Origin of the sequence: Shewanella basaltis, assembly GCF_023283885.1 — a bacterium.
Lineage (GTDB): Bacteria > Pseudomonadota > Gammaproteobacteria > Enterobacterales > Shewanellaceae > Shewanella > Shewanella basaltis.
In genome coordinates this window covers 1-19,167 of record NZ_JAKILA010000004.1, presented here as the reverse complement: position 1 = coordinate 19,167, position 19,167 = coordinate 1, and the positions used below count along the sequence as shown (strand labels likewise).

Below are 19,167 nucleotides of genomic sequence, written 5' to 3'. Positions count from 1 at the left end.
CGCATAATTACATGCGGAACACCCCAAAGTGGGTGTCTTCAATTGGCGCATTTAATGCTGCCGATAAGGCGAGTCCGACCACGTCACGGGTTTGTGCCGGATCAATAATGCCGTCGTCCCATAAGCGGGCGCTGGCATGGTATGGGTGGCCTTCTTTTTCGTATTGTTCAACAATGGGTTTACGGAAGGTTTGCTCATCTTCTGCTGACCATTCAACGCCTTTGCGCGCTAAACCATCGCGGCGCACTGTGGCTAATACGCCAGCGGCTTGTTCGCCACCCATGACCGAAATACGCGCATTAGGCCACATCCACATCATGGTGGGTTCAAACGCACGGCCGCACATGCCGTAGTTGCCCGCGCCATAACTGCCGCCAATAATTACGGTAAATTTAGGAACCTTGGCGCAAGACACCGCGGTCACCATTTTAGCGCCATGTTTGGCAATGCCTTCGTGTTCGTACTTTTTACCCACCATAAAGCCGGTGATATTTTGTAGAAACAGTAATGGAATTTTACGTTGGCAACACAGTTCAATAAAGTGAGCGCCTTTTTGCGCCGACTCAGAAAATAAAATACCGTTATTGGCAACAATACCAACGGGGTAACCATGAATCCGTGCAAAACCACACACCAATGTTGCGCCGTAGTTAGCTTTAAATTCGTCAAAGTCAGAGTCATCTACCACACGGGCAATCACTTCTTTTACGTCAAACGGCTTTTTAAGATCGGTGCCGACAATGCCATACAATTCATGGATGTCGAACTTAGGTGGTTTGACTGGGCTTAATAAGCTTTTGATTTCTTTTTGATGGTTTAAGCGCAGTACGGCACGGCGAGCAAGCTCAAGCGCGTGTTCATCATTTTGGGCTAAATGATCGGCTACACCGGATATTTTGGTGTGTACTTCAGCGCCGCCCAGCTCTTCTGCACTGACTTCTTCCCCCGTTGCGGCTTTCACAAGTGGTGGGCCAGCCAAAAAGATGGTGCCTTGTTCTTTAACAATAATTGACTCATCGGCCATGGCCGGTACATAGGCTCCGCCAGCGGTGCATAAGCCCATTACCACTGCAATTTGCGGAATACCTTTGGCAGACATTTGGGCTTGGTTGTAAAAAATACGCCCGAAATGATCGCGGTCAGGAAAGACTTCATCTTGGCGAGGTAAGTTGGCTCCGCCTGAGTCGACAAGGTAGATGCAGGGTAAATGACAACGGCTGGCAATATCTTGTGCCCGTAAATGCTTTTTAACCGTAATAGGGTAGTAGGTGCCGCCTTTTACGGTGGCATCGTTGGCGATAATCATGCACTCAACGCCACTGACGCGGCCGATACCGGCAATAACACCCGCTGCGGGGACTTCTTCGTCATAGACCTCAAAAGCGGCAAATTGCGATATTTCTAAGAAGGGTGAACCCGGGTCGAGCAGCTTTTCAACGCGCTGGCGCGGCAATAACTTACCACGAGATAAATGGCGCTCTAAGGCCGCAGGGCCGCCACCTTGTTCGATTTTTTTGAGTTTTTGTTGAAGATCGTCGACTAATAACGCCATGCTGTCTGACTTGGCTTTAAATTCGTCACTGCGAGGATTGATACGGCTGCTCAGTTGCGTCATTTCTATATCCTTAATGAAGCAAAAATAGGGGCTTAATTAAGGCGACATAACATGCTTGGTATGCCACCTTTATACTGAAATGCTGGTTACTTTGACTCGTTAAACAATTCGCGGCCAATGAGCATACGGCGAATTTCAGAGGTGCCAGCACCAATTTCGTAAAGCTTAGCATCACGTAATAAACGGCCGGTGGCGTATTCATTAACATAGCCATTACCGCCCAGTAATTGAATTGCATCTAATGCCATTTGGGTGGCAAGTTCGGCGCTGTATAAAATGGCTCCGGCAGCATCTTTACGCGTGGTTTCACCGCGATCGCACGATTTTGCCACGCTGTAAACATAAGCTCGAGCAGCGTTCATCCTTGTGTACATGTCAGCTAATTTGCCTTGCACTAATTGGAACTGACCAATGGATTGCCCAAACTGTTCACGCTCATGAATGTAAGGTACTACGATGTCCATGCAGGCTGACATAATGCCTAATGGCCCGCCCGACAAAACAACGCGTTCGTAATCGAGGCCGCTCATTAACACTTTTACGCCATTGTTGAGGCCGCCTAATATGTTTTCTTCTGGCACTTCACAGTCTTCAAATACCAGTTCACAGGTGTTAGAACCTCGCATACCCAATTTGTCGAGTTTTTGCGCCTGACTAAAGCCTTTGTAGCCACGTTCAACAATAAATGCGGTAATGCCATGAGCACCTTTATTGAGGTCAGTTTTGGCGTAAATGACATAGGTGTGTGCATCTGGACCGTTGGTGATCCACATTTTATTACCGTTAAGAATGTAGCGGTCGCCTTCTTTACGGGCATGTAGTTTCATTGACACAACATCAGAACCCGCATTAGGTTCGCTCATGGCCAATGCACCAATGTGCTCGCCACTGACAAGCTTAGGCAAGTATTTTTCTTTTTGCGCGTCATTACCGTTACGGTTAATTTGGTTTACACATAAGTTTGAATGAGCGCCATAACTTAACCCAATAGAGGCTGATGCGCGGGAGATTTCCTCCATTGCGACCACATGAGCAAGGTAGCCCATGTTAGCTCCACCATATTGCTCATCGACGGTGACGCCAAGTAACCCCATATCGCCAAGCACTGGCCATAATTGATTAGGGAAGGCGTTATCGAGGTCGACTTTGGCGGCAATAGGGGCTATTTCGTTGGCGGCAAAACCACGAACTGCGTCACGTAACATGTCAACATCTTCACCTAAACCAAAGTTTAGGCTGGTATATAAGTCGCTCATTTGCATGTGTCCTGTTGAATTTTTATTATTGTCTGGCAAAACATATACTGCCAACGCTTTATGGATGCGCTTTTGGCAATAGGGTCTATCATTGGCCGAATTGAGTCGGCCTTGTGTTGTGTTTTATTATGATTTCTTTTTTAGCAAATTATCAGCCAATGCAGCCTTACATTGTTGTTCCGCAGAGTTAAGCTCCATTAGCACCACTTTAATGTCGTCCATTTGCTGCTGAAGCGCCGTTTTCTTTTCATTGACTAAATCAAGCATGGTTTGCAGTTGAGTGGAGCTGCTTTTGTCAGCATCGTAGAGCTCAAATAGGCGACGCGTCTCTGCCAATGAAAACCCAAGCCGTTTACCACGGAGTATGAGTTTTAGGCGTACTCTGTCTTTTAAACTGTAAATGCGAGTTTGCCCACGACGTTTAGGCTTAATTAACCCTTGGTCTTCGTAAAAACGAATGCTGCGAGTGGTGATATCAAATTCTTTTGATAAGTCGCTAATTGAATATGTTGATTGAGGGCTGTGGATTGTGCTCATCATGTCACCAAAAGTGTTTCTTTTGATGCAAGATATATGAAGTTTACGTAAAGGTAAAGTTTGTGCGGGTTATTTTGGTTTTTTATCGACAGTTACTGTGTTAATTATGCTTTCCACATAATGCAGTATTATATAGTAACCATCTGTTATATAAAATTTTTATGTTTATCCCACCTCAAAAGATGTCCAGTTAAACACTTGATTGAATTCAAAGGTGTTTTGCGCGTTTATTGCGTTATTATCCCTTTGTCTAATAGGGCTATTACATGAATTCTGCTCATAATCATTGTAATACAAATTGATTAACGGAGAGAAACATGGCGGATCTAGGACTATCAATGCACGCTCAATCCATTGCCGAGCCTGATATGTTTTGGCAGCAAGCCGCACAAGCTATTAGCTGGGACCATGAGCCGAATACCGTGTTAGATGATAGTAACAAGCCATTCTATCGCTGGTTTGCAGATGGCAAAATGAACACCTGTTTTAACGCGATAGATCGTCATGTGCTTGCTGGGCGCGGTGAGCAAACGGCTATTCACTATATTAGCCCTGTGACTCAAAATGAATATTCTATTAGTTATCAATCTGTGCTTGCTCAAGTTAAGCGTCTTGCTGGATTAATGGTTTCTTTAGGTGTGAGTAAAGGCGATCGTGTCGTCATTTACATGCCAATGGTGCCAGAAACCGCTTATGCCATGTTAGCGTGTGCGCGAATTGGCGCGATTCATTCTGTGGTGTTTGGTGGTTTTGCTGCAAATGAATTATCAACCCGTATTAATGATGCTAAACCTAAGTTAATTTTATCGGCTTCATGTGGTATTGAGCCATCAGGTGTGGTGCCTTATAAGCCTCTACTCGATGATGCGCTATCGCAAGCGCAGCATAAAGTGGAGCATTGCATTATTTTAAATCGCACTGAATACCAGGCTGAATTCCATATTCCTCGTGATCTTGATTGGTATGAAGCCTTGGTCGATGCTCAGGATGTTGACTGCGTATCATTAGATGCGACAGACCCTTTATATGTGCTGTATACCTCAGGAACAACGGGGCAGCCTAAAGGCGTTGTGCGTGATAATGGTGGCCATGCTGTTGCGTTAGCTTGGTCGATGAAACACATTTACGACATTGATGTTGGTGATGTATTTTGGGCTGCGTCAGATGTAGGGTGGGTGGTCGGCCACTCTTATATTGTTTACGGGCCTTTGTTGGTGGGCGCGACTACGATTATGTATGAGGGCAAACCGATAGGCACCCCAGATGCAGGCGCTTTTTGGCGTATTATTGAACAAAAGCAAGTGCGCAGCTTTTTTACTGCACCAACAGCCATTCGTGCAATTAAACGTGAAGATCCTGAAGGCGAATTGATTAAGCAATTTGATCTCACATGCCTTAAACAAATGTATCTAGCAGGCGAGCGCTGCGATCCCGAAACACTCAATTGGAGTCAGCAACAACTGGGTAAGCCTGTTGTTGACCACTGGTGGCAAACCGAAACGGGTTGGCCTGTGGCTGCCAACTTAATGGGAACTCACCCAATTGATATTAAAGCCGGTTCGCCAGCAAGGGCTGTACCGGGGTATCAGGTCGAAATCTTAGATGCCATGGGCGAGCAAGTGGCGGCAAATGAAAGTGGTAATGTGGTGATAAAGCTGCCCTTACCACCCGGTACGCTCACTACACTGTGGCAAAATGACAAACGCTATGTGGATAGCTATTTGTCTATGTACCCAGGGTATTATTTGACGGGAGATGCAGGTTATATCGATGAAGATGGCTATTTGTATATTATGAGCCGCATTGACGACATTATAAATGTCGCCGGTCACCGTCTATCAACGGGGCGTTTTGAAGAAGTATTGTGTCAGCATGAGGCCGTTGCAGAGGCCGCGGTTATTGGTGTGCAAGATAAGCTTAAAGGTCAAGTACCGCTTGGGTTAGTGGTGCTTAAAAATGGGGTGACGTTAGCTGATGATGTGCTTTACAAAGAGTTGCTTGCTTTAGTTCGCCATGAAATAGGCCCCGTCGCTTCATTTCGATTAGTCAGTGCTGTGCAAAAACTGCCTAAAACTCGTTCTGGTAAAATTTTGCGAGCAACCATGCGTAAAATTGCAGATAACCAAGATTACACCATGCCAGCGACTATTGAAGATCCCCACACCTTGGAGGTCGTTCGTAACGTGTTGACAAAAATGGGTTATGCCAATGCACTCACAACAGAGCATACAGGTGCTTAAATCATTTTGTAACACAAATTAGCGGTTATTGAGCTTAAAAGTAAAACCATAAAAGCCCTGTTTTTTTATGGTTTTTTCATAGTGGTCAATATGTTACTTGTAGATTTGGTGTTTGGGCTTACTTTGTAAAAAACAGCGTTTCCGTATTTTGTTACTGGTAATTTAGTTACAAGAATCGCTATAATTGCCACCCAAATGGATTCGCACTATGCGATTAATCTCTGTGACCTGTGGAATTACACACTATGAATAACCACACCCAACAATCTCACGTCGGCGTTATTGGCCTTGGTGTGATGGGCAAGAACCTCGCGCTCAACATCGCTGATAACGGCTATCATGTGGCCGTTTTTGATCTAGACACCCATAAAGTAAATACTGCCATTGCGCAAGAAACAAGTGAGCGAAAAGCGGGTGTAGCGGCGCGCATGCAAGCTTGTAATAATCTTTCAGAAATGCTCGCCAATTTAGTTGAACCTCGCGTTATCGTATTATCTGTTCCGGCTGGCGCTCCTGTTGATGGCGTATGTAAGTCATTAATCGAAGCCGGTATCGAAGCAAAAGATATTGTGATTGATACTGGTAACAGTTTATGGACCGACACAGTAGAGCGTGAAGCTAAATATAAAGGGCAATTTACTTTTTTTAGCTCAGCCGTTTCTGGCGGTGAAGTCGGAGCCCGTTTTGGTCCGTCGTTGATGCCTAGTGGTGACGAAAGCGCTTGGCGATATGTCGAACCTATTTGGAAAGCTATTGCGGCTAAAGTTGACCCTAAAACAGGGTTACCTATTGAGCGATTTGAGCCAGGTAACCCGGTCACAGAAGGCGAACCTTGTACCACTTATATTGGCCCTGCAGGTTCTGGTCATTACGTTAAAATGGTGCACAACGGTATTGAATATGCTGATATGCAACTTATTTGTGAAGCGTACCAATTACTCAGTGATGGCTTAGGCATGTCTGCCCACGATATTGGCGATGTTTTTAATCGCTGGAATAAAGGCTCGCTTAACAGCTACCTAATGGGCATCAGCGCTGAGGTGTTACAGCAAGATGATCCTCTTACTGGTAAGCCTTTAGTTGAAATGATTTTAGACAAAGCCGGCCAAAAAGGCACGGGTTTATGGACGGCGGTAAGTAGCTTGCAAATTGGTTGCCCAGCGCCAACAATTGCAGAGGCCGTGTATGCGCGTGCTGTGAGTACTCAGAAAAACTTGAGAATGCAGTTAAGCTCAAAGCTTGCAGGTCCTACTTTAGTGACATTAAACGATGCAGAAAAAGCTGAATTTATTGCCAACCTAGAAGATGCACTTTATTGCGCCAAAGTGTGCTGCTATGCGCAAGGTTTTCAGTTGATGGCCATGACGGCTAAAGAGCAGAATTGGGCTTTGGACTTTGCTGAAATTGCTAAAATATGGCGTGCAGGATGTATTATCCGTGCAACGTTTTTGCAATCAATTACTCAGGCTTATCAAGATGATGCAAGTCTTGCAAACTTGTTAATGGCTGATACATTCAGCGAGATGTTGTCACAAAAACACCTCAACTGGCGTAAAACCGTTGCAGCATCAGTTATGCAGGGTATTCCAGCCCCATGTATTAGCTCTGCTATCGCTTATTACGACAGTTATCGCTGTGAGACTTTACCAGCTAACTTACTGCAAGGTCAGCGTGACTTTTTTGGGGCGCACACCTTTGAGCGAACCGATAAGCCTGCTGGTGAGAAATACCATTTAGACTGGAGCGCTAAACAGCGTACCTTAGCTAAAGTCTAGGCATTTTAAGTCTGCAAAAAGGCGCCTCACAATGTTGAGGCGCCTTTTTTATTTAACGATAAAATAAACGCTGTTAACTCAAAGAAAAGAAAAAACCAACACTAAACAGGACACTAAAAATCATGGTGAGCTTGGCCGTTTCCCCAAGGATTGGATTGAGTGCTTCGCCAGAATTATGATGAAACTCTCGACTTAAATTACGTGCAATAACCAATGAAATGCCTGCAAGTAAAACAGGTAAACCATCAAGTGAACCTAATAAAAATCCGGCAATGATGATCCCAAAGGGTAAGTATACAAAACTTTGATATAACACTTTTGCTTGCGCCTCGCCTATGCGAACCGCAAGGGTATTTTTGCCTGCTTTAGTGTCGGTTGAAATGTCTCTTGTATTATTAACTAACATAATCGCAGCGTTGAAAAAACCGATGGCACAGCCAAGTAGCCAAGCTGTGATTGTGGTTGTGCCGGCCTGTAAATAAAAGCTGCCTACCACTGCGACCAATCCAAAAAATACAAATGCAGCAATTTCTCCTAATCCGTGAGAGGCTAGAGGATAAGGTCCACCACTGTAGCAAAGTGCGCCTAAAATAGATGCAATAGCTAAGATGGCAATAGGCCAACCGCCATGAAAAATTAATACTGAACCTACAGCTAATGCTGTGAGTAAGCAGCCTATCATCGCATTTTTTACATGATGTGGCTCAATGATCCCGCTTTGAGTGACACGGACAGGTCCAATCCGTTCTTCGGTATCGATACCATTTTTAAAGTCGAAGTAATCATTAGCAAGATTGACTGATATTTGTAAAAGAATTGCGCATAACATTGAGGTAAATGCGATGAGAAAACTAAATTGGCTTAAACCAATTGCGAGCATGTTACCGACAAGTAAAGGGCCAATAGCGGCTGGTAAAGTACGTGGGCGAATAGCCATAACCCATGATTGCATTGAACTAGGTTGCATAATATTGTGACACAAAGAGTGGATTAGCCATGGCTAATATCATATCAAATATTCAATTAAGCTGCTTAAATGAATTTTTGCGTTATATCACTATTTTACGAATTGTTTTCTGATGATGTTTATTCAAGTGTTTGGCAACGAATAAGCTAGAAAACATCGGCTTAACTAAGGTAACCTTAGATGTTAATTTTTGCTGTATAGAAGGTGTTATGAGCCAAGTATTAAACGATTTATTGTCATTATTATCACTAGAACGACTTGAGGATGGTTTGTTTCGTGGCCAAAGCCAAGATTTAGGTTTTGGACATGTTTTTGGTGGCCAGGTAATGGGGCAAGCGTTAAGTGCTGCAAAACAAACGGTCAGCGAAGATAGGCATGTGCATTCTTTACATTCATATTTTTTGCGAGCCGGCGATGAAAAGCAACCTATTGTTTACGATGTAGAAAATATGCGTGATGGAGGCAGCTTTAGTGCTCGCCGAGTTAAGGCAATACAAAAAGGTCGGCCAATTTTTTACATGACCTGTTCGTTTCAAAAATTTGAAGAAGGTTTTGAACATCAAGCGGTAATGCCTGATGTTCCGGGCCCTGAGGGGTTATTGAACCAGCAAGAGTTAGCCATGACTATGCGTGATAAAGTGCCTAAGCAGATGCTGGAAAAGTTTATGGCTGACTCTCCTATTGAAATGCGTCTTGTGAACCCCATCAATCCGCTTGCCCCTGGCACCAACGAACCCAAAAGATATGTATGGCTTCGAGCAAATGGTCAGGTTCCTAATAATCATAATATTCAAGAATACTTGCTCGCTTATGCCTCAGATTTTAACTTTTTAGTGACCGCGGCCCAGCCCCATGGTGTGTCGTTTTTAACCCCAGGTATGCGAATGGCTACCATAGATCATGCGATGTGGTTTCATCGGCCATTTAACATGGAGGAGTGGTTACTTTACAGCATAGAAAGCCCCAATGCGGGAGGGGGACGTGGGTTTGTTAAAGGCCAATTTTTTGATAGGCAAGGGCGCCTCGTTGCCTCGGCAACGCAAGAAGGTCTGTTACGGATGACCAACAAGTGAAAATAACAGGTGAGGATATTGTAATGATGAAATTAACGCGATGGATGAAGGTCAGTTTGTGTACTGTCATTGCGGTTATGCTCAGTGCGTGTGTGACAGTTGAGCCGCCTAAACCTGTAATTGTGAATGGCTATGCAGGTTACACAGAAAAGATTGCATTGCCTAAAGGGTGTAAAATTAACATTGCGATAATCGATTTTAATCGCCCAGGTGTGATTATTTCGCAGAAGACGTTTGATATTGCAACGGCTCCAGTACCTTTTAAATTTATTTTACCTGCAGAGGTTATTAACAGTGGTGTGGATTATGGTGTTGTGGCAATGATTACCTTTAATGGTAATGCTATTTTTCAAACTTACGAGCGATACCCTGTGATTAATAATGGCAAATACACCACAGATGTTTTAATGAAACGTGTCCAATAGGAATTTGACTTACCTTGGGCCTGATGAACTATCAAGGTTGTTTTTGCAGCGAATTGTTGGCCATCGCTTAAACATGAACGACAAGGCAGAGACGTTGAAGTGTCGTTATTCTACATAAAAAGTCGATAACGCAGTAAAAATGGCTAACAAACGCTGCCAGTAAGCTTCGGTTAAAAACGTGTTACTCCTTGTTGAATGAGTCTTTGCGAATAAAAAGTAGCTTAGATGACTAGGCGTCAATCCGTTCGCCTCGATTAATACGTTTTTAACTGGCACAAAATTTAAGCCGCAAAGATCAGCTGGCCCTAGCTCACACTCTTATTGACTTGTCATTGATCTTTATCTTTGACGAGTAATAATCTGGTTTTATCCTAATATGTTGTTTGGATGTTTATGACAGAGTTAGCGCCGACTTACCGTACAGATGCACAAACCCGTTTGATTTGGGCATTATGTATTGCATCAGTAGTGATTTACATCAATTTGTACACAGTGCAAGGCATGTTGCCATCGATTGCGGAGCATTTTGATGTGTCAGGCGCTCAGGCGACGTTAGTCTTGTCGGTGACCAGTTTTACGCTTGCTTTTTCTTTGCTCTTTTATGCTGTGCTGTCTGATAGAGTCGGACGCTTAGCTCCTATCGTTGTCAGTTTATGGCTTTTAGCCGCATCAAATATCCTATTAATTTTCGCGCAAAACTTTGATGAATTAGTTTGGGTACGTTTGCTTCAAGGTGTGTTGTTGGCTGCCGTGCCTGCCATTTCGATGGCTTACTTTAAAGAGCAATTAGCCCCTAGTTTTATGTTAAAAGCCGCTGCGGTTTACATTATGGCTAACAGTATGGGCGGGATTGCGGGACGAATCTTTGGTGGTTTAATGGCGCAATATTTGACCTGGCAAGCATCGATGGGCTTGGTGTTTTTAGTCTCGTTAATGGGCGTCGCATTGGTTACGTATTTGTTGCCTAGACGAGAGATTAAACCTGCACGAATACAGCAAAAGGTGTCATTGTTTCGCAAAATTAAACAAGATGTTGATGGCTTTTGGTTTCATTTGTCTGATCCGCAAATGCGCTTAGCTTATATTATTGGCGGCTTGGCTTTTATGATGATGGTTAATCAGTTTAGCTTTATTCAGCTCCATCTTATGGCAGATCCTTATGGTGTGAGCCGGTTTCAAGCGACGTTGATATTTTTATGCTATTCAAGTGGCACGTTTGCTTCTTATTTGTCTGCTAAGTGGATTATGCGTTTTGGTTCTATGTCGATTTTTAGAGTGGCATTGTGCCTAATGGTTGCAGGAACCTTGCTCACATTATTTGATACGTTAGTTGCGATTGTGGCTGGCTTTTTGATTAGTGCGTGTGGTTTTTTCTTAACTCACAGTTGTTGTAATTCATTTGTGGCGATGCGCGCAACTGGGCATAGAGCTAAAGCAACGTCATTGTATTTATGCTGCTACTATCTCGGTGCGGCATTAGGCGGGCCTTATCTAATGATCTTTTGGCATAAAGCACATTGGGCAGGTGTTGTGATGGGTTCATTGAGTTTGCTCGCCTTACTCATGCTGACACTATGGCGTTTAGGAGTATATCAGCACGGTAGCGTCATACTCCTCACTAAAAAATAGTGGTTATCGTGCTATAGATTAGCTTTCAATATATTGCTTGCGATCAAGATCAAACTTACGCATTTTGTCATATAGGGTTTTACGGGGGAGTTCGAGCTGCTCCATGGTCAGTTTGATACTGCCTTTGTTATGACTTAGGGCTTCTTCAATCAGCATTCGTTCGAAGAACTCGACCCTTTGTTGTAATGACATGCTGGTATTCATGGAGCTTGCGTTATCTAAGTTTCCAGCAAAAGCGGCGTCTGCCCCCAATAAAACATAACGTTCAGCTAAGTTACGTAGTTCACGCACATTGCCAGGCCAATCATGAGATGACAGGATCATGGTTTGCTCGGGTGTTAATGCGATTAATGCCTTGTGATAACGTGCTGATGCTATTCGTGCAAAATGCAAAAATAATAATGGTATGTCTTCAATACGTTCGCGCAGCGGTGGAATGGTAATCGTCACTAAATTGAGGCGGTAAAGTAAATCCTGTCTAAATTGCCCTTGTTCGCATAATTGTTGCAAATTGAGTTTGGTGGCGGCTATTACCCTAATGTCTAACTCGATAGGGGTATTTGAGCCTAAACGCTCAACTTTACGGTCTTCTAATACCCTAAGTAATTTGACTTGCAATGACATGGGAGTGCTTTCTATTTCATCTAAAAAGAGTGTGCCGCCGTTAGCGTATTCAAATTTCCCAATACGCCTTTTATCGATACCTGTAAAAGCACCTGATTCTGCACCAAATAGTTCGCTTTCTATGAGACTTTCGGGAATGGCTCCACAATTAATGGCTACAAAATTAGCTTGGTTACGATAACTATGATCATGCAGGTATCGAGCGACAAGTTCTTTTCCGGCTCCGGTTTCACCTTCGATCATGATGTCCGCTGGCGTGTCGAGTACTTGCTCGATAAGGTGACGCATTTTCATAACGCCTGGGCTACTGCCTAAAATACGTGGCCCAGGTGCGATGTGTGATTCTAATTCTCGTTTTAATTTGCGGTTTTCTAATGTTAACGTGCGTTTTTCTAGTGCTCGTTTGGTTACATCAAGAATATGCTCGTTATTAAAGGGTTTTTCGATAAAATCGTAAGCTCCTTTTTTTAATGCATCAACCGCCATGGCTATGTCACCAAAGCCTGTAAACAATACAACGGGAAGGTCATTATCTTGCTGTTTTAACTGCTGCAATAAGCTTAATCCGTCGAGTTGTGGCATATTGACGTCTGAAATCACAATACCGCCCCAATTTGGCGTAATATAGCGAGCAATGGATTGGGGATCGGTTATGGCAAGCGCACTGATGTTTTCCAGTTTAAATAACTGCTGTAGTACCGTACCTATGTGGGGTTCATCATCAATAATAATGACCTGATAATCGTTGATGTTGTTTATTTGAGTCACGTTTACATTTCCTCACGTAAATAAAGCGGTAACATAATATTAAAAATAGCGCCGCCTTGCTGTGCATTCTCGACAGTGATAGTCCCTTGCATTGATTCAATAATACGTTGCGATATAGACAAGCCTAACCCAAGCCCTTGGCGCTCACTAGTGGTGTAGTAAGGTTCGAAAATTTTGCTCATTTGACTTTCTCTTACCCCAGGTCCGCTGTCTTGAATACTAATGCTGACTTTAGTATCGCAACACACCTTTATGTGTAAACGCTTTTCTGTTGATTGCTGCATGGCAACAATGGCATTACTCATCAAGTTAACAAATACTTGCTGTAATCTGACACTGTCGCCCCATATTTGACACTTTCCTTTAAGTAAGGTGAGTGTCAACTTAATGCCTTGTTTATCTAATTCAGGTTGTACAATTGTAATTGCTTGCTCAATTGATTGATTGATTTCTGTGGCATTGTCTTTGCCCTGGGACTTGCGAGTAAAACTTTTAAATTGACCAATAATATCGGCTAATCGATCAGTGAGTTCTATCATGGTTTTGATGTTGTTGGTGGCGTCTTCAATCATGTTTCTGCCAATAAATGTTTGGGTATTTTGAGCGTAACTTCTCAATGCAGCTAATGGTTGATTGAGCTCATGGTTAATACTGGCTGATAAGCTACCTATTACAGTGAGTTTGGCTGCCTGAATAAGCTCGTCTTGAGTGTCTTTTAATTGGGTGTTGGCTTGTTCTAACTCAAGTGTACGTTCTTTAACACGCTGCTCAAGTTGGTTTTGTGCTTGGCGCATTCTGAAAAAGTTTTTTCTCCGCTCTAAGCTGTAAACAATGAACAAGGCTAATAACAGATATAACGTTGCAGCGAGTAACATTATCGGGGGCAGTGATTCATATAAGGGCTTCATAGGTGCCAGAATATGCACACTCCAATTTGCATTAGGCATCAATTGATGACGCTCTAGGTATTGTTCATTTCCTTCATAAGATGATATTTGGTAAACCTGAGTTTGATTGGGCTCAGCCTTTATAAATGCAGGCTTAAAGCTTAGCTCGCCAATAGGCATGTTGGCATAACGTTTTGATGAGTTTAATGCGAAACGCTTGGCTTGCGACAATGGACTTAATGAATTAAAACGCCAACTACTAACACTTGATAAAAATACAATGTTATCTGGATCGCTGATCATAAATTCGTATTGGCTAGCAATAGCGATACCAGTGCTTTGTTGTTCAATTTGGCTAATATCTACTTTCACAACCACCACACCAATAACAACATTTTTATGATAAACCGGATTGGCAAAATAAAAGCCTCGTTTATTAGACGATGTGCCGACAGCATAATAACGGCCTGATCTACCTGAGATAGCCTCAATAAAATAAGGTCTAAATGAGTAATCATGATTAATAAATGAGTTGGGCTTATCCCAGTTGCTTGCTGCAATGGCAACGCCCAATGCATCGGTGAGATATATGTCCGATGATTCTGTGACTTGCTGTAATTCAGACAGGTATGCATTGAGTGAACTGATTGTTGCAGGGTTTTGTTGATCGAGTAAACCTTGTTCTAAAATAGGATTTTTCGCCAATACAGCAGGGATATTTTCGTAATGCGCCAACGCATTATCGATAAAGATCACTAATTCGTTGAGTTGTTTTTCAGACTGCTTGGCGATGGTTTTGCTGCCTTGATCGAGTAAATACCAGTGAGTGATCCTAAGTGTCAGTAGTAACCCAATAAGCAATAATATGCTTATGACCACTTTAGTTTTTTTTATTGCAGAAAATGAAAGCATTCATCATACCGTGAGTGATTATTGGGGGATAAATCGGTTCGTTACCTTAATAGAATGTACCTTAGTTGAAGCTGTAAATGTGTAATGTATGGCTTGTTTTTTAGTTAACCTAATCAAATATATTTACACCATCGTCGTGGCCGAAAGGTCATCTGATTTGTGATATTAACGTACTGAATGTGAACATTTAACACCATAGATACACAACTTTTGGATGAAAAAACGAGCCTCAATAACTTAAGACTCGTTCATAGTATAAATTATATCAAGTTAATAGCCGTTTAATTTGTCGATATATTCTGGCAAAAACAAGGATATTTGCGGAATGTAGGTAATTAAGATTAAGAAGCCTAACAACAAGACTAACCAGGGCAAACATGATTGTATTACCCATCCCATACTTTTGCCTGTTATTCCTGCTGTAACAAACAAATTGAGCCCGACAGGGGGGGTTAGCATGCCTATTTCCATGTTAACCACCATGATGATCCCTAAGTGAATAGGATCTATGCCTAACTGTGTCGCAATTGGGAACAAAATGGGGGCCATGATTAACAATATTGCCGATGGCTCCATAAAATTACCTGCAGCCAGTAGCAGTAAGTTGACGATAATTAAAAATCCCCATGCAGGTAAACCTAAACCGACAATCATTTCAGCAATGATGTGTGGAATGCGCTCTGTTGTTAATACGTGGGCAAATAACATGGCATTGGCGATAATGAACAACAACATAATGCTCACTTTAGCGCCATCACGCACAACATCACGGATTTCTTTATCGGCAGGTGTTTTTAATACGGCCAGTAACATGTAACCGATATTACGCAGTAAAGCCCCTGTAATGGACTCTTGGTTGTTACGCCACGCGACATTTTTTAGGGGCCCAATATCACGGTAACCAAATACAGCAATGAAGTATGCATAGACGCATGCTACGGCAGCAGCCTCAGTAGGACTAGCAACACCACCATAGATAGATCCAAGCACAATGAGAATGAGGGCTAACCCTCCCATTGCTTTCGCGCTAGAAATGGTAAGCGCTTTGATGCCTGGAAACGGGCGTGAAGGCAGTTTTTTAATCCGCGCGACAATGTAAATGGCAACCATTAAAATACAGCCCATCATCAAGCCAGGAATTAGGCCTGCCATAAACATTCTGGCCGCTGACACTTCTGTTGCTGCGGCATAAACCAGCATGACGATTGACGGTGGGATTAAAATCCCTAGTGTGCCAGAGGTGGTAATCACACCGGCCGCAAACTTTTCAGGGTAACCAGCACGAACCATACCGACAATAACAATAGAGCCAATGGCTGCAACTGTTGCTGGAGATGAGCCTGAGACCGCTGCAAATAACATACATGCCATTACAGATGCCATTGCTAACCCGCCGCGGATATGGCCAACACTGTCCATAGCAAAATCAATTATCCGCCTTGCCACGCCCCCAGTAGAAAGAAAGGCTGAAGAGAGAATAAAAAATGGAATAGCCAGTAATGTGTAATGTTCAGATGTTGATTCGTATAACTTTAATGCTATTGAGGCAAGTGAGTCATTAGAAAATAGCAAAATGGTTAGCATGCTTGAAAAGCCTAGCGCGATAGCTATAGGCATACCTATCATCATGCAGATAAGTAGGGAGATAAATAATGTAGCAATAGTCATTATTTGGTGTCCTTATCATTTTTTTTTTGTTCTGATGATATTGATTTTGCCGCTTCATCGATGAGGTGCATGCTATCTTTTGCTTCATCAGCAAGTTGAAACCCAACTGCTTGATTTTTTAAAATGGCAATAAATAACTCAATAAATCGCCAGGTCAACATTGAGAAACCAATCAATAAGATACTTTGAGACAACCAAATAGGCACGGCGCCATCTTCTACATCGATACGCCAGGTTTCCCATGCATCATCTGGGTCTAACTGATGGATTAACCATGCAGGAAAGTCGATATCTTCCATTGGAATACCAATTTGGTACATTTGGCTTAAGTATTCCCAAGCGCCTTTTAAAAATAGCCCACAGTAAACAAGGCAACATAAGCATGCAAAAATGGCCACAATCTTTTGTGGTTTACCTGAGAGTTTAGACACAAAGGCGTCAACACCAATGTGTGCACCGACTTTTACACCATAAGACATACCAAAAAGAACAAACCAGCCGCATAAGGTTAATGTCAGTTCTTGTATCCATAAAAAACCGGTATTAAAGAAAAAGCGCGCAATCACTTCGCCAAATACCAGCAAGGTCATCATAGTGATGAGTAGGTTGAGAAAACCTTCTTCAAAATAACCAAATAGTCTGGAAATCACGGTCATACTCCTTGAATAAGAAAGGGAGGTACTGATCTGTTAAGTTCAGTACCTGATTAAGGATTAAGACTATTTAGTGTTTGCAGCTTGTGCAGCATCAATCATGTCTTTGCCAATTTGATCTTCAAATTTAGCCCAAACAGGTTTCATTGCATTAACCCATTGTTGACGAGCTGCGGGGGTTAATGTTACTAACTCCGATCGTTTTGAATCTAAAATAGCTAGTTTATCTTCATTGTCTTTTTCTGCTGCAATTTTGTTACCCAGCGCAATGGCTTCATCGAGAGAGGCTTTAAATACTGCTCGTTTGTCCGCAGGCAAGCCTTTCCAGAAGGTATTAGATGTCACAACCATGTAATCCAGAACGCCATGATTACTTTCGGTTATGTGGCTTTGTACTTCGTAGAATTTCATTGAATAAGTATTTGACCAAGTGTTCTCTTGGCCGTCGATGGCGCGTGTTTGTAGCAAGGTAAAGACTTCAGAAAAAGGTTTTTTAACAGGAATGGCTCCAACTGCATCAAATTGAGCTGCAATAACGTCTGATGCCATAATACGGAATTTTTTACCCTTAGCATCTTTTGGGAGAGTGAGTGGGTCATTAGCAGAGAACTGTTTCATGCCATTGTGAAGATACCCTAAACCAACAATGCCTTTGCGGTTCATTGAGTTGAGTAGTTTTTGACCTGATTCTGATTGTTGAAAACGATCCACTGCTGCCATATCTTCAAATAAAAAAGGTAAATCAAATATTTGTAGTTTTTTGGTATAGCGTTCAAATTTAGATAATGACGGAGCAACAAACTGTACGTCATTTAGCAGTAATGCTGCTAACTCATTGTTATCACCAAATAACTGTGAGTTCGGAAATACGTTAACAACATATTCGCCTGGTAAACGTTGCTCAATAAGTTCTTTAAATTTAAGGGCCATTTGCCCTTTGGGCGTATTTTCGGCCACCACATGTGAAAATTTAATTTCTGTGGGTTTGGCAAAAACATTAAAGCTTGCCGCGAGAATAGAGGCGATAGTCGCCAGTTTTGCAATGGACTTTAGCGGGTTTGTAAAGGTACTTGTATTATTTTTCATGAGATTAGCTTCCTTTTTTAGTGTTATATATTCCTCACGGTGGGCAATTATTCCAGCACAAGTGCACCATAAACGCGTTATGAGGATGTATAAAACATAGCAAGCAGTGGGCCATAATGTTAACTTTTTGTAACACCATGATTTTGTACGTTTTAATTTTTTTCGCCCTCAGCCAAGAGCTATTTAATGTGTCAGTTGTCACACAGCTGCATTGTTTATATGGGTGGAAAGTCACACATTTATAGTAATCTGCATTAATCAGTAATTACTTATTAACGCACAATGGACTATAACCATCAGCACAAAAATGTGACTATTTTACTGGCTAATACCATTGCGCGTTAGCAAGTGATCTCTCAGCGAGAATTTAAAAGGGCTTAAACAAGGCGAATGACTGAATGAATAGTGATTCTCTTTCGAAGTCATGCAACGCAGTATAAGCCCTTTTAAAACTCGCCTGAAAGGAATGCCCCAGCCGCTTTTGCTTTACGTTCTCGCTATTTGAAAGGGAACAACTATTACTGCATAGCGACGCCTTAATCAAAAACTGCTGGACGCATTCTGAGTAGTCACTTATTAATGCGTAATGGTATAACATCGCTTGTAGCATCGTTAGCAATTTTGAAGGTAGAACAACTCGCTTGCTGTATTATTCAAAGCGATTTTTCCTACGCAATTTCTGATCACTTACATTATCTTGATTGGTATTAGCGGTTTTATATGTGGATTGTAATGGTACAAGTGGCGCAGTAGGAATATAAAAATAGACATAAAAAAACCACCTTCCGGTGGTTTTTTTATTATGCATATTAATGCATTTGGTACCAATTAATTGGTGGAGCTACACGGGATCGAACCGTGGACCTCTTCACTGCCAGCGAAGCGCTCTCCCAGCTGAGCTATAACCCCAAATTCTAGTATTAACAACTAAAACTTAAAAATGGTATCCCATAGGGGATTCGAACCCCTGTTACCGCCGTGAAAGGGCGGTGTCCTAGGCCTCTAGACGAATGGGACACAGTTGATACGTTATACTCTGTATCGAGTGAATA

Annotated in this window: 14 protein-coding genes and 2 tRNA genes; 5 read left to right on the top strand and 11 right to left on the bottom strand. The window is 42.5% G+C overall.

Going from position 1 to position 19,167, the window contains the following annotated elements:
• Positions 1 to 7: 7 nt before the first annotated feature.
• The 3 genes from L2703_RS04535 to L2703_RS04525 all read right to left on the bottom strand — a co-directional run bounded on the left by L2703_RS04535 (position 8) and on the right by L2703_RS04525 (position 3,408).
• Complete coding sequence (locus tag L2703_RS04535; protein ID WP_248969944.1) at positions 8 to 1,615, bottom strand: carboxyl transferase domain-containing protein; 1,608 nt, start codon at positions 1,613 to 1,615, stop codon at positions 8 to 10.
• Between the two features lie 86 nt (positions 1,616 to 1,701).
• A complete protein-coding gene (locus L2703_RS04530) occupies positions 1,702 to 2,871 on the bottom strand; it encodes an isovaleryl-CoA dehydrogenase (protein WP_248969943.1) in 1,170 nt (389 codons plus the stop codon).
• Positions 2,872 to 2,997: 126 nt separating this feature from the next.
• A complete protein-coding gene (locus L2703_RS04525; RefSeq protein ID WP_248969942.1) occupies positions 2,998 to 3,408 on the bottom strand; it encodes a MerR family transcriptional regulator in 411 nt (136 codons plus the stop codon).
• Positions 3,409 to 3,725: 317 nt separating this feature from the next.
• On the opposite strand from L2703_RS04525, the gene L2703_RS04520 reads away from it, so the two are divergent.
• Together L2703_RS04520 and gndA are read left to right on the top strand one after the other, a co-directional pair.
• Positions 3,726 to 5,648, top strand: coding sequence for a propionyl-CoA synthetase (locus L2703_RS04520; RefSeq protein ID WP_248969941.1), 1,923 nt, complete (start codon positions 3,726 to 3,728; stop codon positions 5,646 to 5,648).
• Between the two features lie 245 nt (positions 5,649 to 5,893).
• Positions 5,894 to 7,423 carry an NADP-dependent phosphogluconate dehydrogenase gene (gene gndA / locus L2703_RS04515; RefSeq protein WP_248969940.1) on the top strand — a complete coding sequence of 510 codons (1,530 nt, stop codon included), beginning with the start codon at positions 5,894 to 5,896 and terminating at the stop codon, positions 7,421 to 7,423.
• Between the two features lie 73 nt (positions 7,424 to 7,496).
• Here the strand turns inward: gndA and L2703_RS04510 are convergent, their stop codons facing one another.
• Complete coding sequence (locus L2703_RS04510) at positions 7,497 to 8,390, bottom strand: 1,4-dihydroxy-2-naphthoate polyprenyltransferase (protein ID WP_283107801.1); 894 nt, start codon at positions 8,388 to 8,390, stop codon at positions 7,497 to 7,499.
• A gap of 209 nt (positions 8,391 to 8,599) precedes the next feature.
• On the opposite strand from L2703_RS04510, the gene tesB reads away from it, so the two are divergent.
• From tesB to L2703_RS04495, 3 genes are all read left to right on the top strand, one after another.
• The gene (gene tesB / locus L2703_RS04505; protein ID WP_248969939.1) at positions 8,600 to 9,463 is read left to right on the top strand and encodes an acyl-CoA thioesterase II; all 864 of its coding nucleotides are present in this window, start codon (positions 8,600 to 8,602) and stop codon (positions 9,461 to 9,463) included.
• Positions 9,464 to 9,489: 26 nt separating this feature from the next.
• Entirely contained in the window at positions 9,490 to 9,888 is a 399-nt protein-coding gene (locus L2703_RS04500) for a YbaY family lipoprotein (protein ID WP_428848644.1), read from the top strand.
• Positions 9,889 to 10,281: 393 nt separating this feature from the next.
• Positions 10,282 to 11,517, top strand: a complete 1,236-nt coding sequence (locus L2703_RS04495; protein WP_248969937.1) for an MFS transporter — start codon at positions 10,282 to 10,284, stop codon at positions 11,515 to 11,517.
• Positions 11,518 to 11,535: 18 nt separating this feature from the next.
• Here L2703_RS04495 and L2703_RS04490 read toward each other — a convergent pair whose 3' ends face one another.
• From L2703_RS04490 to L2703_RS04460, 7 genes are all read right to left on the bottom strand, one after another.
• The gene (locus L2703_RS04490; RefSeq protein WP_248969936.1) at positions 11,536 to 12,909 is read right to left on the bottom strand and encodes a sigma-54-dependent transcriptional regulator; all 1,374 of its coding nucleotides are present in this window, start codon (positions 12,907 to 12,909) and stop codon (positions 11,536 to 11,538) included.
• A gap of 2 nt (positions 12,910 to 12,911) precedes the next feature.
• Positions 12,912 to 14,708, bottom strand: coding sequence for a sensor histidine kinase (locus tag L2703_RS04485; protein WP_248969935.1), 1,797 nt, complete (start codon positions 14,706 to 14,708; stop codon positions 12,912 to 12,914).
• 270 nt (positions 14,709 to 14,978) lie between these two features.
• The gene (locus L2703_RS04480) at positions 14,979 to 16,376 is read right to left on the bottom strand and encodes a TRAP transporter large permease (RefSeq protein ID WP_248969934.1); all 1,398 of its coding nucleotides are present in this window, start codon (positions 16,374 to 16,376) and stop codon (positions 14,979 to 14,981) included.
• Positions 16,376 to 17,032, bottom strand: a complete 657-nt coding sequence (locus L2703_RS04475; protein WP_248969933.1) for a TRAP transporter small permease — start codon at positions 17,030 to 17,032, stop codon at positions 16,376 to 16,378. The genes L2703_RS04480 and L2703_RS04475 overlap by 1 nt, the downstream gene beginning before the upstream one ends.
• 63 nt (positions 17,033 to 17,095) lie before the next feature.
• The gene (locus L2703_RS04470) at positions 17,096 to 18,115 is read right to left on the bottom strand and encodes a TRAP transporter substrate-binding protein (RefSeq protein ID WP_248969932.1); all 1,020 of its coding nucleotides are present in this window, start codon (positions 18,113 to 18,115) and stop codon (positions 17,096 to 17,098) included.
• 833 nt (positions 18,116 to 18,948) lie between these two features.
• Positions 18,949 to 19,024 (bottom strand) — tRNA-Ala (locus L2703_RS04465).
• Positions 19,025 to 19,056: 32 nt separating this feature from the next.
• Positions 19,057 to 19,132, bottom strand: a tRNA-Glu gene (locus tag L2703_RS04460).
• Positions 19,133 to 19,167: the final 35 nt, after the last annotated feature.